The organism is Bradyrhizobium sp. 40 (genome assembly GCF_023100925.1).
GTDB lineage: Bacteria > Pseudomonadota > Alphaproteobacteria > Rhizobiales > Xanthobacteraceae > Bradyrhizobium.
On the sequence record NZ_CP064688.1, the window covers coordinates 3299253 to 3318017 of the forward strand.

21 protein-coding genes are annotated in these 18765 nt (G+C 65.4%); 15 read left to right on the forward strand and 6 right to left on the reverse strand.

Annotation, left to right across the window (positions count from 1 at the left end):
• Positions 1–23 precede the first annotated feature (23 nt).
• The 3 genes from dmeF (at position 24) to IVB40_RS16060 (ending at position 2846) form a co-directional block, all read left to right on the forward strand.
• A complete protein-coding gene (gene dmeF / locus IVB40_RS16050; protein ID WP_027567275.1) occupies positions 24–974 on the forward strand; it encodes a CDF family Co(II)/Ni(II) efflux transporter DmeF in 951 nt (316 codons plus the stop codon).
• A 78-nt stretch (positions 975–1052) separates the two neighbouring features.
• Positions 1053–1883, forward strand: coding sequence for an N-acyl homoserine lactonase family protein (locus tag IVB40_RS16055; RefSeq protein WP_247819287.1), 831 nt, complete (start codon positions 1053–1055; stop codon positions 1881–1883).
• An 84-nt stretch (positions 1884–1967) separates the two neighbouring features.
• Complete coding sequence (locus IVB40_RS16060; protein ID WP_027567273.1) at positions 1968–2846, forward strand: DMT family transporter; 879 nt, start codon at positions 1968–1970, stop codon at positions 2844–2846.
• Here IVB40_RS16060 and IVB40_RS16065 read toward each other — a convergent pair.
• Complete coding sequence (locus IVB40_RS16065; protein WP_247819288.1) at positions 2843–3034, reverse strand: hypothetical protein; 192 nt, start codon at positions 3032–3034, stop codon at positions 2843–2845. The two genes, IVB40_RS16060 and IVB40_RS16065, sit on opposite strands and share 4 nt — an antisense overlap.
• 31 nt (positions 3035–3065) lie before the next feature.
• Positions 3066–4220: an MFS transporter gene (locus IVB40_RS16070; RefSeq protein WP_247819289.1), complete on the reverse strand. Its 1155-nt coding sequence runs from the start codon at positions 4218–4220 to the stop codon at positions 3066–3068.
• 181 nt (positions 4221–4401) lie between these two features.
• On the opposite strand from IVB40_RS16070, the gene IVB40_RS16075 reads away from it, so the two are divergent.
• Positions 4402–5661 carry an adenylate/guanylate cyclase domain-containing protein gene (locus tag IVB40_RS16075; protein WP_247819290.1) on the forward strand — a complete coding sequence of 420 codons (1260 nt, stop codon included), beginning with the start codon at positions 4402–4404 and terminating at the stop codon, positions 5659–5661.
• Positions 5662–5775: 114 nt separating this feature from the next.
• Here the strand turns inward: IVB40_RS16075 and IVB40_RS16080 are convergent, their stop codons facing one another.
• Positions 5776–7020 (reverse strand): MFS transporter, encoded by a 1245-nt coding sequence (locus IVB40_RS16080; RefSeq protein ID WP_247819291.1) that lies wholly within the window; start codon positions 7018–7020, stop codon positions 5776–5778.
• A gap of 167 nt (positions 7021–7187) precedes the next feature.
• Between IVB40_RS16080 and IVB40_RS16085 the strand changes: the two genes are divergently transcribed.
• Positions 7188–8540, forward strand: a complete 1353-nt coding sequence (locus tag IVB40_RS16085) for an Nramp family divalent metal transporter (RefSeq protein ID WP_247289349.1) — start codon at positions 7188–7190, stop codon at positions 8538–8540.
• 128 nt (positions 8541–8668) lie between these two features.
• Here the strand turns inward: IVB40_RS16085 and IVB40_RS16090 are convergent, their stop codons facing one another.
• From IVB40_RS16090 to hemB, 3 genes are all read right to left on the reverse strand, one after another.
• A complete protein-coding gene (locus IVB40_RS16090) occupies positions 8669–9445 on the reverse strand; it encodes an arginyltransferase (protein ID WP_027567267.1) in 777 nt (258 codons plus the stop codon).
• A gap of 163 nt (positions 9446–9608) precedes the next feature.
• Positions 9609–10148: an RDD family protein gene (locus tag IVB40_RS16095; RefSeq protein ID WP_007611123.1), complete on the reverse strand. Its 540-nt coding sequence runs from the start codon at positions 10146–10148 to the stop codon at positions 9609–9611.
• Between the two features lie 283 nt (positions 10149–10431).
• Positions 10432–11493 carry a porphobilinogen synthase gene (hemB, locus tag IVB40_RS16100; protein WP_247289350.1) on the reverse strand — a complete coding sequence of 354 codons (1062 nt, stop codon included), beginning with the start codon at positions 11491–11493 and terminating at the stop codon, positions 10432–10434.
• Between the two features lie 134 nt (positions 11494–11627).
• On the opposite strand from hemB, the gene IVB40_RS16105 reads away from it, so the two are divergent.
• The 10 genes from IVB40_RS16105 (at position 11628) to nusB (ending at position 18632) form a co-directional block, all read left to right on the forward strand.
• Positions 11628–12125 (forward strand): DUF6163 family protein, encoded by a 498-nt coding sequence (locus IVB40_RS16105; RefSeq protein WP_027518332.1) that lies wholly within the window; start codon positions 11628–11630, stop codon positions 12123–12125.
• Positions 12126–12531: 406 nt separating this feature from the next.
• Positions 12532–13050 (forward strand): MarR family winged helix-turn-helix transcriptional regulator, encoded by a 519-nt coding sequence (locus IVB40_RS16110; RefSeq protein ID WP_007603420.1) that lies wholly within the window; start codon positions 12532–12534, stop codon positions 13048–13050.
• A gap of 201 nt (positions 13051–13251) precedes the next feature.
• Positions 13252–13488 (forward strand): hypothetical protein, encoded by a 237-nt coding sequence (locus tag IVB40_RS16115; protein WP_027567265.1) that lies wholly within the window; start codon positions 13252–13254, stop codon positions 13486–13488.
• Between the two features lie 37 nt (positions 13489–13525).
• Positions 13526–13747, forward strand: coding sequence for a hypothetical protein (locus IVB40_RS16120; RefSeq protein WP_007603423.1), 222 nt, complete (start codon positions 13526–13528; stop codon positions 13745–13747).
• 244 nt (positions 13748–13991) lie between these two features.
• Positions 13992–15290 (forward strand): serine hydroxymethyltransferase, encoded by a 1299-nt coding sequence (gene glyA, locus IVB40_RS16125; RefSeq protein ID WP_247289354.1) that lies wholly within the window; start codon positions 13992–13994, stop codon positions 15288–15290.
• A 29-nt stretch (positions 15291–15319) separates the two neighbouring features.
• Positions 15320–15802, forward strand: a complete 483-nt coding sequence (nrdR, locus tag IVB40_RS16130) for a transcriptional regulator NrdR (protein WP_007603426.1) — start codon at positions 15320–15322, stop codon at positions 15800–15802.
• A complete protein-coding gene (ribD, locus tag IVB40_RS16135) occupies positions 15799–16947 on the forward strand; it encodes a bifunctional diaminohydroxyphosphoribosylaminopyrimidine deaminase/5-amino-6-(5-phosphoribosylamino)uracil reductase RibD (protein ID WP_247819292.1) in 1149 nt (382 codons plus the stop codon). Before nrdR ends, ribD begins: the two co-directional genes overlap by 4 nt.
• Positions 16948–17568 carry a riboflavin synthase gene (locus IVB40_RS16140; protein WP_247819293.1) on the forward strand — a complete coding sequence of 207 codons (621 nt, stop codon included), beginning with the start codon at positions 16948–16950 and terminating at the stop codon, positions 17566–17568.
• 72 nt (positions 17569–17640) lie between these two features.
• Positions 17641–18132 (forward strand): 6,7-dimethyl-8-ribityllumazine synthase, encoded by a 492-nt coding sequence (gene ribH / locus IVB40_RS16145; protein WP_007611095.1) that lies wholly within the window; start codon positions 17641–17643, stop codon positions 18130–18132.
• A 2-nt stretch (positions 18133–18134) separates the two neighbouring features.
• Positions 18135–18632, forward strand: a complete 498-nt coding sequence (gene nusB / locus IVB40_RS16150; protein ID WP_247819294.1) for a transcription antitermination factor NusB — start codon at positions 18135–18137, stop codon at positions 18630–18632.
• The last annotated feature ends 133 nt before the right edge of the window (positions 18633–18765 follow it).

Consider the following 18765-nt stretch of genomic DNA (forward strand, 5'->3'; position numbering starts at 1 on the left):
CCGGGCCTTTCGGAGACTTCGCGATGCATTCCCATTCCATCGAACAATGGACCCATGACCACGCCTTTCTGGGCGACAAGCACGACGAGAACGAGCGGCGCACCTGGCTCGTCGTCATCCTGACGCTGGTCATGATGGTCGGCGAGATCGTCGCGGGCACGCTGTTCGGCTCGATGGCGCTGCTCGCCGACGGCTGGCACATGGGAACGCATGCGGCGGCGCTGGGGATTGCCGCGTTCGCGTATCGCTTTGCGCGACGACATCTGGGGAGCTCGCATTTCAGCTTCGGGACCGGCAAGTTCGGCGATCTTGCCGCCTTCGCCAGCGCGATCATCCTCGGCCTGATCGCGGTCGAGATCGCCTATGAGAGCGTGCTGCGGCTGATCAATCCGGTGCCGATCGTCTATGGCGAGGCCATCGTAGTCGCTGCCCTCGGCCTGTGCGTCAATCTCGCCAGTGCCTGGCTGCTCCGCGATAACCATGGTCATCACCATCACGGCCATGCGCATGATGATCACGACGATCATGACCATGATCACCACCACCATCATCACGACAACAATCTCCGCGCGGCCTATGTCCACGTCATGGCGGACGCGGCGACCTCGGTGCTGGCGATCGCCGCGCTCGTGGTCGCCATGTATTCGGGATGGGCCTGGGCCGATCCGGCGGTCGGCCTGATCGGCAGTGCCGTGATCGCAAGCTGGGCGTTCGGTCTGATCAAGACATCAGGCGCGGTGCTGCTCGACGTCCGCGCCGACGAGAAGCTGGAGCGCGTGATCCGGGCGCGCATGGAGATCGGCGACGACCGCGTCACCGATCTGCATCTGTGGCAGGTCGGCCCCGGCCATTGCGCCGTGCTGGTCTCGGTGGTGTCGGATCAACCGAAGCAGCCGGCCGTCTACAAGAGGCGGCTCGCCGGGTTGAGGGGGTTGAGCCACGTCACGGTCGAGGTCGAGACTTGCCCGCATTAAAGCGGTCTGCGGGAATTCTGCGAACTGGCCGGGGTTGACCCTCGGTCACAGCCGACAATGGCTGCAAGGGAGGAACGAATGACGCCAAGGATCACGCTCGCTCTCGCCGTCGCCGCGCTTGCTCTGTGCGGCCATGCGGCGCTGGCGCAATCGGAAAAGGCCGGTGTCGAAAAGCTCTACGTGCTCAATTGCGGGGAGGGCACCGCCGGCGACATCTCGCGCTGGACGCCCGGCCTCAACGAGGGCAAGACGATGGACTTCGTCGACAGCTGCTATCTCGTCAAGCACGCCAAGGGCTGGTTCCTGTGGGACACCGGCATCGCCGACGCAGTTGCCGCGATGCCGAACGGCCTTACGCCCGCCGATCCCAAAGCCGTGACCTGGCGGCGGCCGAAGACGCTTGCCGCCCAGCTCGAACAGCTCGGCCTCAAACCGGACGACGTCAAGATGATGGCCGTCTCGCACACCCATCCCGATCACACCGGCAATGTCGAGCTGTTCCCGCAGGCCACGCTCTACGTGCAGAAGGCCGAGTATGACTGGCCCGGCGCCAACAACGAGCCGCGATTCAAGCCCTCGCATCCGGTCGAGCTGCTTGCGGGCGACAAGGACGTGTTCGGCGACGGCAGCGTGACCATCCTGTCGACGCCCGGCCATACGCCGGGACATCAATCGCTGCTGGTGAAGCTGCCGAAGACCGGCGCCGTCGTACTGTCGGGCGACGCCGTGCATTTCAAGGACAATTGGGACAACCGCCGCGTGCCCAGCATGAACGCCAACAAGGACCAGAGCGCGGCCTCGATGCAGAAGATCGCCGACACGCTCAGTAAGGAGAAGGCGCAGCTCTGGATCAACCACGACAAGGTCCAGCGCGACAGCCAGAAGATGGCGCCTGAGTTTTACGACTAGCTTCCCGCGACCGCCCCTGTTGCCACTACGGTGGCAGCAGGGGCGTGCTAGCGCCCTCAACAAGCTCCGCAACGGGAGACGATTGTGGGTGAGTGGGCCGGGGTTGCGATCGCGCTGGCGTCGAGCAGCCTTGGCGGCACTGCCGCGGCGATCACCCGCTATCTGGTCGGCGGCGCCGATCCGATCCTGCTCGCGATCCTGCGCTGGGGGATCGGCTTTCTCTGCCTCCTGCCGTGCGCGGTTCTGTTCGGCGTGCGCTGGCCGCAGCGGTCCGACTGGCCGGCCGTGGCGCTGCTCGGCATCTGCTTTTTCGGCCTGTTCTTCATCCTCTACAACATCGCCGTCTCCTACACGACCGCCGCGCGCGCCAGTCTCGCGCTTGCGACGCTGCCGCTCCACACCATGGTGGTCGGCGCCATGCTCGGCGTCGAGCGGCTGACGGCGCGCAAGATCATTGGTGTCGGCATCGCCGTGCTCGGCGTGGCGGCGGCGCTGGCGGCGGGCTTGGCGCAAAGCCCGCCGGGCGCCTGGCGCGGCGAGCTGATCATGAGCGGTGCCGTGTTCTGCATGGCGTTCTACAACGTGCTGTCGCGGCCGCTGATGCAGCGCTCCAGCCCGCTCGGTTTTCTCACGGTCGGCATGGGTGCGGGCGCCGCCGTGCTGGTGCTCGCGGGTTTCGTGAAGGGCAGCTTTGCAGCGCTTGATCATTTCACGATGGGGCAGTGGATTGCCGGCGTCTATCTCGGCATCGGCGGCGGTGCGCTCGCCTTCATCCTCTGGGTCATGGCGCTGGCGCGGGCAACGCCGACCCGGGTCGCCAATACGATGACGGTCAACCCGATCGCCGCCACCTTGCTCGCCGCGCTGCTGATCGGCGAGCCGATCACGCCCAACCTTCTGATCGGGCTGGTCGCCGTGTTCGCCGGCATCTGGATCGCGACCGGCGAAACGAAGCCGGCCTAGTTGCGCGGTGCGGTCACGGCGGGCGGGCTCGCGTCCGGCGCCTTCTTCGGCTTCAGCGAGCCGGCGTAGAAGGAGATCAGCCAGACCAGGATGATGGCGAGGAGATAGACACCCCAGGCCTGCGGCGGCGTGGTCGCCCAGCGCAGGAGGCCTTTGAATGTGCGGGGTGGGCAGGTGTCTTCGGTCATGCTGTGCTTGTGCGCGAAAGCTCCCGCCCGGTCAATCCGGCCGCGGTTGCGCGCGGATCATGAACAGCGCGGCCAGCGCCGAGAGGCTGAGCGCGGATGAGACGATCAGCACCTTGGCGCCCATGACGTCGATCAGCAGGCCAAAGGCCAGCGGCGCCACGGCTTGCGCCATCCGTGCCGGCGCGCCGATGATGCCGAGGCGATAGCCGAAATCCTTGGGGCCGAAGATCGACAGCGGCAGCGTGCCGCGCGCGATGGTCAGGATGCCGTTGCCGGAGCCGTGGAACAGCGCAAACGCACTGGCCGCGGCGCCGCCGAAGATCGCCACGACCACCGCGCCGATCGGATGGGTGAGACAGGCGAGCCGCGTCGACCACAGCGGATGAAAGCGGCTGAGTAAGCCTGCCTCCAGAACCCGCGCGGCCACTTGTGCGGGGCCGATCAGCGCACCGGCCGCGATCGCCTCGACCGGCGTCGCGCCTGTGGTCTCCAGGATGCGCGGGAAATGCGCGGCCATCGCGCCGGTGACGGTCCAGACTGCCGCAAAGATGAAGGCGAGCAGCACCATGGTGCGGTCGAGCGGCAGATGCGGCTTCTCTGCCGCCGCAGCCTGCCTGGCGCCCTTGATCGTCGGCAGCAAGAAGAAGTTGAGCGGCAGGCCGATCAGGATATTGGCAGTGGCCCAGGCGAAGCAGGTGTCGCGCCAGCCGATATGGGCGAGGCCCCAGGCGGTGAGCGGCCAGCCGACGGTCGATGCAAAGCCCGCCATCAGCGTGATGCCGGTGATCGGCCTGCGCGCCTCGGTGCCGTAGATGCGACCGAGCGCGGCGAAGGCGGCGTCGTAGAGCCCCATCGCCATGCCGATGCCGAGCACGAGCCAGGCCATTGCCATCACCGCCACCGATTGCGAGAGGCCGAGCAGAACGAGGCCGGCGGCGATCGTCAGGTTCGACACCGAGAGGACCTGCCGGCCGCCGACCAGATCGATCTGTCGCCCGATACGCGGCCCGAGCAGCGCCGAGATCACCAGCGAGGCCGAGAACGCGCCAAAGACCCAGTTGGAGGAGATGCCGAGATCGCGCGCCATGGGATCGGCCAGCAGCGCCGGCAGATAGTAGCTCGAGGCCCAGGCCAGGGTCTGCGTGGTACCGAGCGCCAGAATGATCGGAAGCTGGCGCTGGCTCATATCCCCGTATTTCTGATCGGCGTCATCATTCGCATTTGCGGCCCGAGGCGGCAGCGCGTCAACAGCGTCCGCGACATATGCGACCTGCCGCGGGCGGGAGCCTGGCCGTGAGCGGGAGCCTTGGCGACGCAAGGTCCGCGCGCCGCCTTTCGCTCGTCACGAATGCACGGCATAATGGCGCATGCAATTGACCTCGCGCGTTGCGCTGATGAACTGGTTGGCCGGCCAGGGGCTCACCGGCCTGCCCGAACCCGAACTGCTGCGCGGCTTCTGCGAGCGCTGCCGCGCCGAGGGGCTGGAACTCTCGCGTGGGCTTGTCGTCATCGATACGCTGCACCCTATCTACGAGGGGCGCGCCTTCCGCTGGAGCGATACGCCGACCAACGAGAGCGACGTCGTCGAATACGGCTCGACGGCCGAGGGCGACGCGGCCAACAATTGGCGCCGGTCGGTGTTCTATCATTTGCTCGAGCATGGTCACGACGAGATGGTGATCGATCTCGCCGACGCGCCCACGCTCGATTTCTCGCAAATCGGCGAGCTCGCTGAAACGGGTCACCGCCATTTCCTGGCCTTTGTGCACCGCTTCGGGGAGACTGGAGCGCTCGGGCAGATGGACTGCCTCTACTCCTCCTGGACAACGCGACGCGACAGCGGCTTCGCCGAAGGCGAGCTCGCGGCGCTGCGCGATCTCGTGCCGGTGCTGGGGCTCGCGATCAAGTCGGCGCAGCAGGTCGACATCGCGCGCACGCTCGGCCGCGTCTATCTCGGACGCGATGCGTCAGAGCAGGTCTTGAGCGGACGTATCTCGCGCGGCGTCACCGAGCGCATCAACGCCGTGCTGTGGTATTCGGATCTGCGCGGCTCGACCGGAATCAGCGAGAGCATCGGCCCCGACGAGATCATCCCGTTCCTCAACGACTATGCGCAGGCCGTGATCGATGCGATCCACGACGCCGGTGGCGACGTCTTGAAGCTGATCGGCGACGGTGTGCTCGCGATGTTCACCGGTGAAGACATGGCGCACGCCCGGCGCGCCGCACTTCGCGCCGAGCATTTGTTCCGCAAGAACGTCGCGGCGCTGAACCTGAGGCGGGGCGCCGAGGGCCGTCCCACCACGTCCGCCTATATCGGCCTGCATGTCGGCGAGGTCTTCTACGGCAATATCGGCAGCGAGGACCGGCTCGACTTCACCGTGGTCGGTCCGACCGTGAACGAGGTCAGTCGCATCGCCTCGATGAGCCGTTCGGTCGATCGCGAGCTGCTGGCCTCGGCGGAATTCTACAAGGGTCTCGACGCCGCCGGCCGGCGCTACCTCGTCTCCACCGGCCGCTACGCGCTGCGTGGCATCGGCCGCGCGCAGGATCTCTACACGCTCGATCCGGAGGTGGACGCGAGCGAGCCGGTGACGGGGAGCTACGAGCGGTATCTGGCGGGCTAGGCTGGCTGCTTCAACATACTCCGTCATTGCGAGGAGCTCTTGCAACGAAGCAATCCAGACTGTCTCCGCGGACGGATTCTGGATTGCTTCGCTTCGCCCGCAATGACGGTGCAGCTAACACCGCGCCACCGCCTCATCGCCCACCATGTCCGGCTGCCGGTCCAGCGCCACGGCGGGCGAGAGCCAGATCACCAGCGCCTGCACGCCGAACACGGCCGCGGCGAGATAGAGGCACGCTTCCGCGCTCCAGAGGCCGCCGACGATCGCACCCAGCGCCGAGCCGATCGGGCGGGCGCCGTAGCTCATGATGTTGATGGCGGAGACGCGGCCGAGCAGGCGTGGCGGGGTCACCGACTGGCGCAACGTCGTGGTCGAGATCACCCACAGGATCGGCCCGACGCCGAGCAGGAAGAAGCTCAAGGCCGCAAGCCAGGGCGAGGGGACCAGCACCGTCAGCGCCATCACCACCGCCGCGACGAAGCCGGTGACGGGGCCGAGGCCGACGACCGTGCCGAACGCGATGCGCTTCATCACGCGCGTGGCGAACAGCGCGCCGATCACCATGCCGACACCGTACATCGTCAGCACGGTGCCGATGCCGGCAGCGGTCAGGCCGAGGTGACGTACGGCGTAGGGCACGAACACCGCGATCTGCAGAAACCATCCGGTGTTGAAGATGAACTGGGTGATGAACACCGGCCGGAGCAGCGGATGATGAAACACGAAGGCCGCGCCCTCGCGGATGTCCTGGAACGGATGCCGTCGTGGGGCCGGCGTGCGGTCGGGCTCGTAGATGCCGGAGAGCAGCACGACGGCGATCGCGGACAGCGCGGCCGCAAAGCCGAAGGCCGGGCTCGCGCCCCACCACCCGACCAGCACGCCGCCGAGCGCAGGGCCGCTGGCGAAGGCGATGGTGCGTGCGAGCTCGATCCGCGCATTGGCTGCCGGCAACAGGTCCGAACTCACCAGGGAGGGCACCAGCGCCGGCGCGGCCACGCTGTAGACGACGGTGCCGCACACGGCGGCAAAGCCGAGCAGCGCCAGCAGCGGCAGATTGAGCGCGCCGAGCGCGAGCAGCAGCACGATCGCTGCAAGGGCCGCGGCCCGCAGCGCCTCGGCGCCCGCCATCAGCGAACGGCGGGAGATGCGGTCGGCCAGCAGGCCGGCCGGTATCGCGAACAGGACGAAGGGCAGGGTCAGCGCGGTCTGGAGCAGGCCCGTCTGGCCCTCGGCGACGCCGAGCGTCAGCACCGCGACGATGGGGGCCGCGGCCAGCGCGATCTGTTCGGCCGACTGTGCCGCCAGGTTCGACCAGGCGAGGCGGTTGAATGTCTCGGGGAGGCGCGGGGGAATTGACATGGCTCATTTCCTGCAAAGTCGGGTTGGCGCCAGTATCCGCCTCGGATAACGGCCAAACCCACCCGCTTCCCGACAGGGGCGACACATAGCGACCGCCCAGAGACCGATGCCGCTAGATGCAGTTGCAAATGAGTTGCAATAAGGCTCGACTTCGGTATTCTCGCTCCATGGATGCTCGCTCTCCCGATCTGACCCGAGACGCCGCCGGCTGGCGCAATGATGCGCCTGCGACCAAGAGCCTTGCCGAGGTGAATGCCTCGGTCGCCCTTCCCATCGCGGGGGTGTGGTGGCGGCGCCTGCTCGCCTTCGTCGGCCCGGGCTATCTGGTCTCGGTCGGCTACATGGACCCCGGCAATTGGGCGACCGACCTCGCCGGCGGGTCCAAGTTCGGCTACACGCTGCTCTCGGTCATCCTGCTCTCGAATTTGATGGCGATCCTGCTGCAATCACTGGCGGCACGGCTCGGCATCGTCACCGACCGCGACCTGGCGCAGGCCTGCCGCGGGACCTATTCGCCGGCCGTGAACTTTCTGCTCTGGCTTGCCTGCGAGGCGGCGATCATCGCCTGCGATCTCGCCGAGGTCATCGGCACCGCGATCGCGCTCAAGCTGCTGTTCGGCATTCCCCTGATTGGCGGCGCGCTGATCGCCGCGCTGGATGCCTTTTTGCTGCTCATCTTGATGAATCGTGGCTTCCGTTTCCTCGAAGCCTTCGTCATCGCGCTGCTCGTCGTGATCGCAGTCTGTTTCACCGTCCAGCTTGCCGCGGCAGCACCGCCGGTGGCCGAGATGCTGAGGGGATTTGTGCCGAAGACCGAGATCTTCACCAACCCCGAGATGCTCTACATCGCGATCGGCATCATCGGTGCGACCGTCATGCCGCATAATCTCTATCTGCACTCCTCGATCGTGCAGACGCGCGCCTATGAGCGCAACGACGAAGGCCGGCGCGAGGCGATCAAATGGGCGACGACGGATTCGACCATCGCCCTGATGCTGGCGCTGTTCATCAACGCCGCGATCCTGGTCGTGGCTGCCGCAACCTTCCACAAGAGCGGCCATTCTGACGTTGCCGAGATCGGCCAGGCCTTCGAGCTGCTGTCTCCGCTGCTCGGGCTCGGCATCGCCTCGACACTGTTCGCAGTGGCGCTGCTTGCCTCGGGCCTGAATTCAACGGTGACGGCGACGCTTGCCGGCCAGATCGTGATGGAAGGCTTTCTCGATTTGCGCCTGCCGAGCTGGGCGCGCCGGTTGCTGACGCGCGGCATCGCGATCATTCCCGTGATCGTCGTCACCGCGATCTATGGCGAACGCGGCACGGCTGATCTGCTGGTATTCAGCCAGGTCGTGTTGTCGATGCAGCTGCCTTTCGCCGTGATCCCGCTGGTGCGGTTCGTCTCGGACCGCCGCAAGATGGGCAAGTTCGTAATCCCGGCGTGGGTCGCGGCGATCGCTTGGATCGTTGCCGGCATCATCGTGGTTTTGAACCTGAAGCTGCTCGCGGATACGCTGTTCGGGTGAGGGCGCCACCTCGATTGCTGTCATCGCCCGGTTTAGCCTGGCGGTCCAGTATTTCAGAGACCGGTTGTGATTGACCCGAAGCGCCGTGGCGTACTGGATGCCCCGACTGCGCCTGGCATGACGGAGAGCTAATCCTGCGGCTCGGACGTCGCATCGCCTTGCGCGTCGATGCGCAGCCAGCCTGACGGCGCGAGGCGCTGCTGCGGCAGGAAGCGGGCCTTGTAGTCCATCTTCTTGGAGCCTTCGATCCAGTAGCCGAGATAGACGTAAGGCAATCCCTGCCGGCGGGCGCGGGCGATGTGGTCGAGGATCATGAAGGTGCCCATCGAGCGGCTGACCTCGCCCGGCTCGAAGAACGAATAGACCATCGACAGGCCGTCGCTGAGCACGTCGGTCAGCGCGACCGCGATCAGATCCTCGCCGCGGCCGGTGATGCCGCTGTCGGGACCACGCTTACGGTACTCGATGATGCGGGTCTCGACGTGGCTGTCCTCGACCATCATGGCGTAGTCGAGCACGGTCATGTCGGCCATGCCGCCATGGCGGTGACGGGAATCGAGATAGGCGCGGAACACCGAATATTGCTCGGAGGTCGGCACCGCGCTGCGCTGCTCGCCGATGATGTCGGCGTTGCGCGCGATCACTTTGCGGAAGTTGCGGGAGGGGCGGAACTCGTTGGCGATCACCCGGACCGAGACGCAGGCGCGACACTGGTCGCAGGCGGGACGGTAGGCGATCGACTGACTGCGACGGAAGCCGCCGTGGGTCAGGAGGTCGTTGAGGTCACCGGCGCGCTCACCTACGAGGTGCGTAAACACCTTGCGCTCGTGCCGGCCCGGCAGATAGGGGCAGGGGGAGGGCGCCGTGAGGTAAAATTGTGGGGTGTCGCGCGAGTGCTGGGTCAAGGGACGTCGTGGGCCTCCAAAATGTGCATCAGCATCGCGCTACGAAAGCCCCCGGTCAATCGGTCTACTCGGCAGGTCAGATCGGACAGCATAGCGGGTCCAGGTTGATAGGTTCTTGATCCAGGTTGGTTGATCAGTAGGTCCTTGATCGAAAGGTCGCTGATCAGTAGGTCCTGGCGCCTTGAGGCACCGGCGCACGAACGGAATTGTTGATCACGACCGTTCCCAACACGAAATCCTGCAGCAAGCGCCTGCGGCCGTTGAAGAGGCCGACCAGGACGACGAAAGGCGACAGGAACGAGACGGTCACCCAGAACAGCACGGCGTGGGTGGCCCCGAGCACGAAATAGCCGGGCGCGCCGTACCAGGTGCGCAATTCAAGATCCATCACGCGCATGCCGATGGTCGCGGACGACGGACCGCCGATGCAGGCGCCGTAATAGACGATGGCCCAGATCACGGAGGCCGGCCAGGCCAGCCAGAACAGCGCCCAGCCGATGCCGAGCGTGACCACGCCGAACACCGCGATGAAGAGGTAGCCGAGGATCACCGGCACCGAGATCACGACCATGTCGATCAGGAAGGCGAACACCCGCCGCGTCGCAACGCCGCGGAACAGTTCCGGGTGCAGATAGGGATCGTAGGCGTGCGGCTGCGCCCCACCGTCATTGCGCCAGGCATTGCCCGAGTCCGAATACGACATGACCATTCTCCCGAGGGAAACTCCCGTGGCAGGACTCCCGTGGCAGGACATGGGAACAGGCCGTCCGCGTGCCAAGGGCGCCGGGATTAACAAGCCGAAATATTCCGGCGATTCGGGGGCGGCGGAGGTGGTGGTGGCACACCCTCGGTGTCGTCCTGGCGAAAGCCAGGACCCATTACCCCAAGGAGATGTTTGGCGAAGATTGATCGTCGGTACTGCGACCGATCGGAATCGAGAGATCACGCGGTATGGGTCCTGGCTTTCGCCAGGACGACCTTGGGGTCTACCCCTGTGCCCGCAGCTTCTCCGCCGCCTTCGGTGCGAAATAACTCAGCACACCGTCGGCGCCGGCGCGCTTGAAGGCGAGCAGGCTCTCCATCATGGCGCGGTCGCCGTCGAGCCAGCCGTTGTTGGCGGCGGCCGCGATCATCGCGTATTCGCCGGACACCTGGTAGGCGAAGGTCGGCATTGCGAACGTGTCCTTCACGCGGCGGACGACGTCGAGATAGGGCATGCCGGGCTTGACCATCACCATGTCGGCGCCCTCGGCGATGTCGAGCTCGACCTCGCGCAGCGCCTCGTCGGTGTTGGCGCTGTCCATCTGATAGGTGCGTTTGTCGCCAGTGAGCGTCTTGGCCGAGCCGATGGCGTCGCGGAACGGGCCGTAGAAGGCGGAGGCGTATTTTGCGGCATAGGCCATGATCTGCACGTCAAGCAGGCCGGTGCGATCCAGGCCTTCGCGGATCGCGGCGACGCGGCCGTCCATCATGTCGGAGGGCGCGATGATGTCGCAGCCGGCTTCGGCCTGCACCAGGGCCTGACGCACCAGCACGGCGACTGTCTCGTCGTTCAGGATCTTGCCGTCGGAGATCAGGCCGTCATGGCCGTGACTGGTGAAGGGATCGAGCGCGACGTCGCAGAGAATGCCGATCTCCGGAAACTCCTTCTTGATCGCGCGCACCGCCTGGCAGACCAGATTGTTCGGGTTGGTGGCTTCCGAGCCCTCCTCGTCGCGCAGGGACGGGTCGGTGTAGGGAAACAGCGCGAGACAGGGAATGGTGAGCTTCATCGCGCGTTCGGCGTCGCGCACGGCCTGGTCGACGCTGAGACGCTCGACGCCCGGCATCGAGGCGATCTGCTCGCGCTTGTTGTTGCCGTCGATCAGGAACAGCGGCCAGATCAGATCGTCCGTCGTGAGCACGTTCTCGCGCACCATGCGCCGGGCCCATTCGGCCTTGCGGTTGCGGCGCGGGCGGACGGTCAGATCGAGGGCAGGAGAGGCCCCAGTGCCATCCCGGCGCGAGACTTCGCGCAATTCGATCGGACGCCCGTATTTGATCGCCATCACTCTTCCTCCGGCTGGAATTATTCTTATACCAGCTCACATGGTTCCCGTCACCGCGGCTTGACGTGCCGCAAGGTAAAGAACTGGCTTGGGCAGCCGATTGATTTTGCGGGGCAAAGCAGCCAGAAGGGGGCATGTCCGAGATCTCCACCCGCGATGCGGCCCGCGACAGTGCCAGGGACGCCGTCCGAGACAATGCCAGAGACAGCGCAATGTCGGTGGCGGCGATCTCGTCGGAGCGAGCTGAGTCCGACGACAATGTCTGGACGCGCCGGCTCGTGCTGTTCCTGCGGGTGATGGCGCTGCTCTCGATCCTCAAGGGCCTCTACCATTGGGCGCAGGTGACGGGCTTCGTCGGCGGTGAGGACGAGGCGTTCGAGAACCAGTCGATGGCCTGGCAGGCCTCGACCATCTACTTCGCCGTGATCGAACTCGTTGCCGCGGTCGGGCTGTGGCTGGCGACGCCCTGGGGCGCCGTGGTGTGGCTGACGACCGTGGTGTCGATGGCGGTGATCGAACTGATGTTCCCGGGCATCTACGGCGGCAGCCTGATTGTGGTCGGGGTCGAAGCCTTCATGCTGGCGGCCTATCTCGCACTCGCCTGGATGGCCGCACGCGAACGGCCGCCATAGCAAACTCTCCTGTCCCGGCTCTGCGCTCCGCTTCGCTGTGCTGGTCCGGGACAGGAGATTGTCGCGCTTGGTTGACGGTTGGTTGCGTAAAATTCGACGTAAGTTTTCGCTAACCAGCGTGTTCCGCCACAGCTCTTACGCGGCCGTTTCGAAACGGGGCGGGGCTGTTCTGGAATGCGACAATCGGGGCGGACGGAGGGTGAACAGGACCTTGCGAGAGTCAACAGAGAGTTGCGAAAAGTGCTTGTGGCACAGGCTTAATCCGCAATTCACTGTCTTAAATTCATGATCTCTTTATTCTCTTATTTAAGCCGATCTTCAAACGAGCCCCTTAAGTTGCACCTATCAGACGGGACACAAGTTTCGTCGAATGAGTGTCGATAAAAACGACAACAGGGGAAGTGTCATGATGAAAGCCGTCGCAACTGCGGCAGATACCGCAGAGCGCGTCTCCGGCCAGCAGGGTTCGGTGCAGACGCTCTATCTGGAAGCCTTGACTCTGGTGGAGCGGCTGCATCGCCGGTTGCTCGACGTCATCAAGGACGAGTTTGATCGCCGCGGCCGTGCGGACATCAACTCGGTGCAGGCGCTGCTGCTCTACAACATCGGCGACAAGGAGCTGACCGCGGGCGAACTGCGCACGCGCGGTTATTATCTCGGCTCCAACGTCTCCTACAATCTGAAGAAGCTCGTCGAGCTCGGCTTCCTCGATCATCAGCGCTCGCGCGTCGATCGCCGCTCGGTGCGCATCCGCCTGACGCCGCAGGGCCAGGAAGTCCGCCGCATCGTCGACTCGCTCTACCAGAAGCACGTCAAGACGGTGGAGCAGGTCGGTGGCATCTCGGGCGAGGAGTTCTCGACCCTCAACAAGTCGCTGCACCGCCTCGAGCGGTTCTGGACCGACCAGATCCTGTATCGTCTCTGAGTTCTTTTCGACGGGACAAGGCCAAGCCGGCCCGCAACAAGACCGGCAAGCCTCCCAACGCGCCTGAGCTTCCCCAAGCGCGCCGGCCCGGCTGTGTCCGGACCGGTGCGTTTTTCCATTTCGCGGTTGCGAAAAAAATCCCCGATCCCAGGGAACGAGTTCCCGGTTCGGCACTTATCTCCTCCGGATCGGAGGCTGACGATGCTGGTCGAGCGTGGCGTGGGGGTGATGAACGTGGAACTCGTGAGCGAGGCCTATGCCATCGCCGCGAACTATCTTCGCCGCTCCGGCGCGATCCGCGACACCCTCGTCACCGACGAAAGCCTGCTCGAGATCGTCATCAAGCTGCTCCAGCACGGCGAATTCAACAAGATCAGGCTGGCCAACAAGGCCATCGTCAGCTTCGAGGCGCAGTCCGAGGCCAAAGCGGTTGCCTGATCTCAACCCCCAAACGCGGCAAGAACCAGAGGGTGCCATGGAAGCTGCCATCGACCGGATCATGCATACCTACGATTTGCTCGCCAACCGCACGTCTGCGGCGAGCGCGGAGGCGCGGGAAAAGGTGACTAACTACCTCAACACGTTGATGGAAGCCGGCGAGAAGGACACCCACAGGTTGACGGTTTGCGGCCTCACCTATCTGCGGCAGCTCGACGGCAGCGTGGATCCCGTGAAGGCGGGGTATACCGGGCTGTAGAGGCTGGCTCGCACCCGCGCGGCCTATCAAGCCCAAAGCAGGCCTTTCAGGACACGGACGACCGGATACCGCCCCGTCGTCCAAATCCTCCAATCCCACCATATCTTGCATAAATCACAGGTCCGACCCGCAACTACTTGGCCTGTTGCGGGCGATGTGGTAGATCGCGCTCGCCGCTTCCGATCGCCACACCAGACCCGCCCGTAGCCCGCCAAAAGGCTGCGGCGGTGGAGATATTCGCAAGATGACCTTCGCCAAAACCGCCTCCGCGCCCGATTCGTTTTTCACCGCCTCGCTCGAGCAGGCTGACCCGGAAATCGCAGCCGCCATCAAGGGCGAGCTCGGCCGCCAGCGTCACGAGGTCGAGCTGATCGCCTCCGAGAACATCGTCAGCCGTGCCGTGCTGGAAGCGCAGGGTTCGGTGATGACCAACAAATATGCGGAAGGCTATCCGGGCGCGCGCTACTACGGCGGTTGTGAGTGGGTCGACGTCGCCGAGAACCTCGCGATCGATCGCGCCAAGAAGCTGTTCGGCGCCAACTTCGCCAACGTGCAGCCGAACTCCGGCAGCCAGATGAACCAGGCGGTGTTTCTGGCGCTGCTTCAGCCCGGCGACACCTTCATGGGCCTCGATCTCGCGGCCGGCGGCCATCTCACCCACGGCTCCCCCGTCAACATGAGCGGCAAGTGGTTCAAGGCCGCGCACTACACCGTGCGCCGCGAGGACCAGATCATCGACATGGACGCCGTCGCCAAGCAGGCCGAGGAGGTCAAGCCGAAGCTGATCGTGGCCGGCGGCTCGGCTTATTCGCGCGCCTGGGACTTCAAGCGCTTCCGCGAGATCGCGGACAGCGTCGGCGCGTATCTCCTGGTCGACATGGCGCACTTCGCCGGTCTCGTCGCCGGCGGCGTGCATGCCTCGCCGGTGCCGCATGCTCACATCACCACCACCACGACCCACAAATCGCTGCGCGGTCCGCGCGGCGGCCTGATGCTGTGGAATGACGAGGCGCTGACCAAGAAATTCAACTCGGCGATCTTCCCGGGCCTGCAGGGCGGCCCCCTGATGCATGTGATCGCGGCGAAGGCAGTCGCATTTGCCGAGGCACTGCGGCCGGACTTCAAGGTCTATGCCAAGAACGTCGTCGAGAACGCCAAGGCGCTGGCCGAGGCGATGAAGGGCCACGGGTTCGATATTGTCTCCGGTGGCACCGATAACCATCTGATGCTGGTTGACCTCCGGCCGAAGGGCCTGAAGGGCAACGCCTCGGAGAAGGCGCTGGTTCGCGCTGCCATCACCTGCAACAAGAACGGTATTCCTTTCGACCCCGAGTCGCCGTTTGTCACCTCCGGTATTCGGCTGGGCACGCCTGCGGCAACCACCCGCGGCTTCGGAGTCGCTGAATTCCAGCAGGTCGCCGGTATGATCGCCGAGGTCCTCAACGCGATCGCGCAGTCCTCCGACGGCAAGGCGCCGCTGGTGGAAGCCGCGATCAAGGAACGGGTCAAGGCGCTCACCGACCGTTTCCCGATCTATCAGTAAGGTCCAAGAAAACCGGTCAAGGTCAACGGATGCGCTGCCCGAACTGCAACAGTCTCGATACGCAGGTGAAGGACTCGCGTCCGACCGAGGACTCTTCCGTGATCCGCAGGCGACGCGTGTGCGTCGCCTGCAATTTCCGCTTCACCACCTTCGAGCGCGTGCAGCTGCGCGAGCTCACGGTGATCAAGCGTAACGGCCGCCGCGTGCCGTTCGACCGCGACAAGCTGATGCGCTCGGTGTCGATCAGCTTGCGCAAGCGGCAGGTCGAGCCGGAGCGGGTGGAGAAGATGGTCTCCACCATCGTGCGCGAGCTCGAGACCGGGGGCGAGGCTGAAATCTCCTCCGAAGTGATCGGCGAGACCGTGATGGAGCATCTGCGCACGCTCGACGATGTTGCCTATGTCCGCTTCGCCTCGGTCTACCGCAATTTCCGCGAGGCCAAGGATTTCGCCGACGTGCTCGGCGAGCTCTCCGGTGAGGAGGAAGCGCGGCTCGCCGCGATCCGCAAATGATCTTCCGCATCCTGGAGGATCAATTCGCGCAGAAGGCGCGCGAGTCCAGGGATGCCGACCGGCGCTTCATGGAGCTTGCGCTGGCGCTCGGCAGGCGCGGGCAGGGACGTACCTGGCCCAATCCCGCCGTCGGTGCCGTCATCGTCAAGGATGGCGTGATCGTCGGCCGCGGCTGGACCCAACCAGGCGGACGACCGCATGGCGAGCCTGAAGCGCTGCGGCGCGCAGGCGAGGCCGCGCGCGGCGCCACGCTCTACGTCACGCTGGAGCCGTGTTCGCATTTCGGCAAATCGCCACCGTGCGCCGACGCCGTGATTGCCGCCGGCATCAAGCGTGTGGTGGCCGCGATCGAGGATCCCAATCCGGAAGTCGCCGGTCAAGGTTATGCGCGCCTGCGCGCCGCCGGCATCATGGTGGATGTGGGTCTGTACGCGCGCGAAGCCGCCTTCGACCACGCCGGACATTTGCGTCGCATCAGGGATCACCGACCGCACGTGATCCTGAAGCTCGCGGTCTCGCCCGACGGCAAGATCGGCGCGGCCGGGGGCAAGCCGGTCGCGATCACCGGCGAGGCGGCGCGCAACCGGGTGCATCTCCTGCGCGCGCAAAGCGACGCCATCCTGGTCGGCATCGGCACTGTGCTGGCGGACGATCCGCAGCTCGACTGCCGCCTGCCGGGCATGGCAGCGCGCTCACCGGTGCGCGTGGTGCTCGATCAGAGCCTGCGCATTCCCGGCGCGAGCAAGCTCGTGGGCTCCGCGCGCGAGATTCCGCTGTGGGTGATGGGTTCTGAGCTCGCGGAGGCCGCGGCCGCCACGCGGCTCGGTGCTGCCGGCGCGCAGGTGATCCGCGTGCCGCCCGGCAATGCCTCGGGACTCGATCTTGCGGCGGTGCTGCATGCATTGGCCGGCAAGGGTATCACGCGGCTGATGGTCGAGGGCGGCAGCCGCGTCGCGGCGTCCTTTATCGCCGCCGACCTCGTTGACGAGATCTGGCTGTTCCGCGGTGCAGAGGCGGTGGGCGCCGACGGGGTGGATGCGCTCGCTGCATTGCCGCTGTCGAAAATCACGCAGTCGCAGGCCTACAAGGTTCATGCTAGCGAGACCTTCGACAAGGATACTCTCACCATCTACGAGCGCGCGTAAATGTTTACCGGCATTGTCACCGATATCGGCGAGATCGTCGACTTCACGCCGACGGCGCAGGGCCAGCTGCACCGGCTGCGCATCGCCTGCCGCTACGACCAGACCACCATTGCCGACGGCGCCTCGATCGCCTGCAATGGCGTCTGCCTGACGGTGGTTGCTTCCGGCGTCGAAGGCGGCAAGGACGCTCAGAGGACCTGGTTCGACGTCGATGCCGCGGCCGAGACGCTGGCGCTGACGACGGCAAAGCACTGGAGGGTCGGCACCAGGCTCAATCTCGAGCGTGCGCTCAAGATCGGCGACGAGCTTGGCGGGCATATCGTCGCCGGCCATGCCGATGGCATCGCGACCCTCGTCAGCCGCGAGGACCTGCCCGAGATGGCGCGGTTCGAGCTCTCCACGACGCGGGAGCTGGCGCGGTTCATCGCGACCAAGGGCTCGATCACGCTCGACGGCGTCTCGCTGACGGTTAATACGGTGAAGGACGTGACCTTTTCCGTGCTGATCATCCCGCACACCCTGACGGTCACGACAATCGGCGGCTGGAAGGCGGGAGATGAGGTCAATATCGAGGTCGACTTGATGGCCCGCTACGCGGCGCGGCTGACGGAAATGAAGTGACGGCGTCTTTGAACTTGGCTTACCCGCTGGTGGCGACTACATAGCGCCAACCCCTGTGGAACGGATTTGACTATGGCAGACGCGCGGCGCGCACCCCTGAAGGACCAGACCGACATCTCCGGCGCACGCGCGCTGATTGTCGAGGCGCGGTTCTATGACGATCTCCAGGACGCGATGCTCGAAGGCGCGGTGGCCGAGCTGAAGGCGGCCGGTCTGACCCACGACGTCATCACGGTTCCCGGCGCACTGGAGATTCCTGCGGCGATCGCCATCGCGGTTGATGCCGCGGCCGCCAATGGCAAGCCTTACGACGCCGCGATCGCGCTCGGCTGCGTGATCCGTGGCGACACCATCCATTTCGAGATCGTCTCGCAGGAATCTTCCCGCGCGCTGATGGACCTGGCGGTGGCGCGCAAGCTGCCGCTGGGTAACGGCATCCTCACCGTCAACACCGAGGCGCAGGCCTGGGCGCGGGCGCGCGCCAGCGAGCTGAACAAGGGCGGCGATGCCGCGCGGGCCGCGATTGCGATGCTGCGCATAAAGCGCCGGCTGGCGCGGGCTTGATCATGGCCGACAACAGCAAGAAGCCGCCGGCTGGCACGGAGAAGAAAGCGAACCGGCGCGGTGCGGCGCGGCTCGCAGCCGTGCAGGCGCTGTACCAGATGGATATCGGTGGTGCCGGCATCAACGACATTTTTGCGGAGTTCGAGAGTTACTGGCTCGGCAACGAGGTCGAGGGCGATACATATCTCCCGGCGGAAGCGGCGTTCTTCCGCGACGTCGTTTCCGGCGTCGTGCGCGACCAGAAGAAGCTCGATCCGCTGATCGACGAGGCGCTGTCGAAGGGCTGGCCGTTGAAGCGCATCGAAGCGATCCTGCGCGCGGTGCTGCGGGCAGGGGCCTACGAATTGGAACATCGCAAGGACGTGCCGGGCCGCGTCGTCGTGTCCGAATATGTCGACGTCGCCAATGCCTTCGTCGACCGCGAGGAGACCGGCATGGTCAACGCTGTGCTCGACCAGATCGGCCGCCAGTTTCGCGGTGACGAGTTCGGGCGGGGGTAGATATCCGCGAGGGCGGTGAAGTGATGCGATACGGCTGCCCCATATTCCGCTGTCATCACCCGCGAAGGCGGGTGATCCAGTACGCCGGGGCCTATCGATGTCCCACGATCGTCTCTGGAATACTGGATCGCCC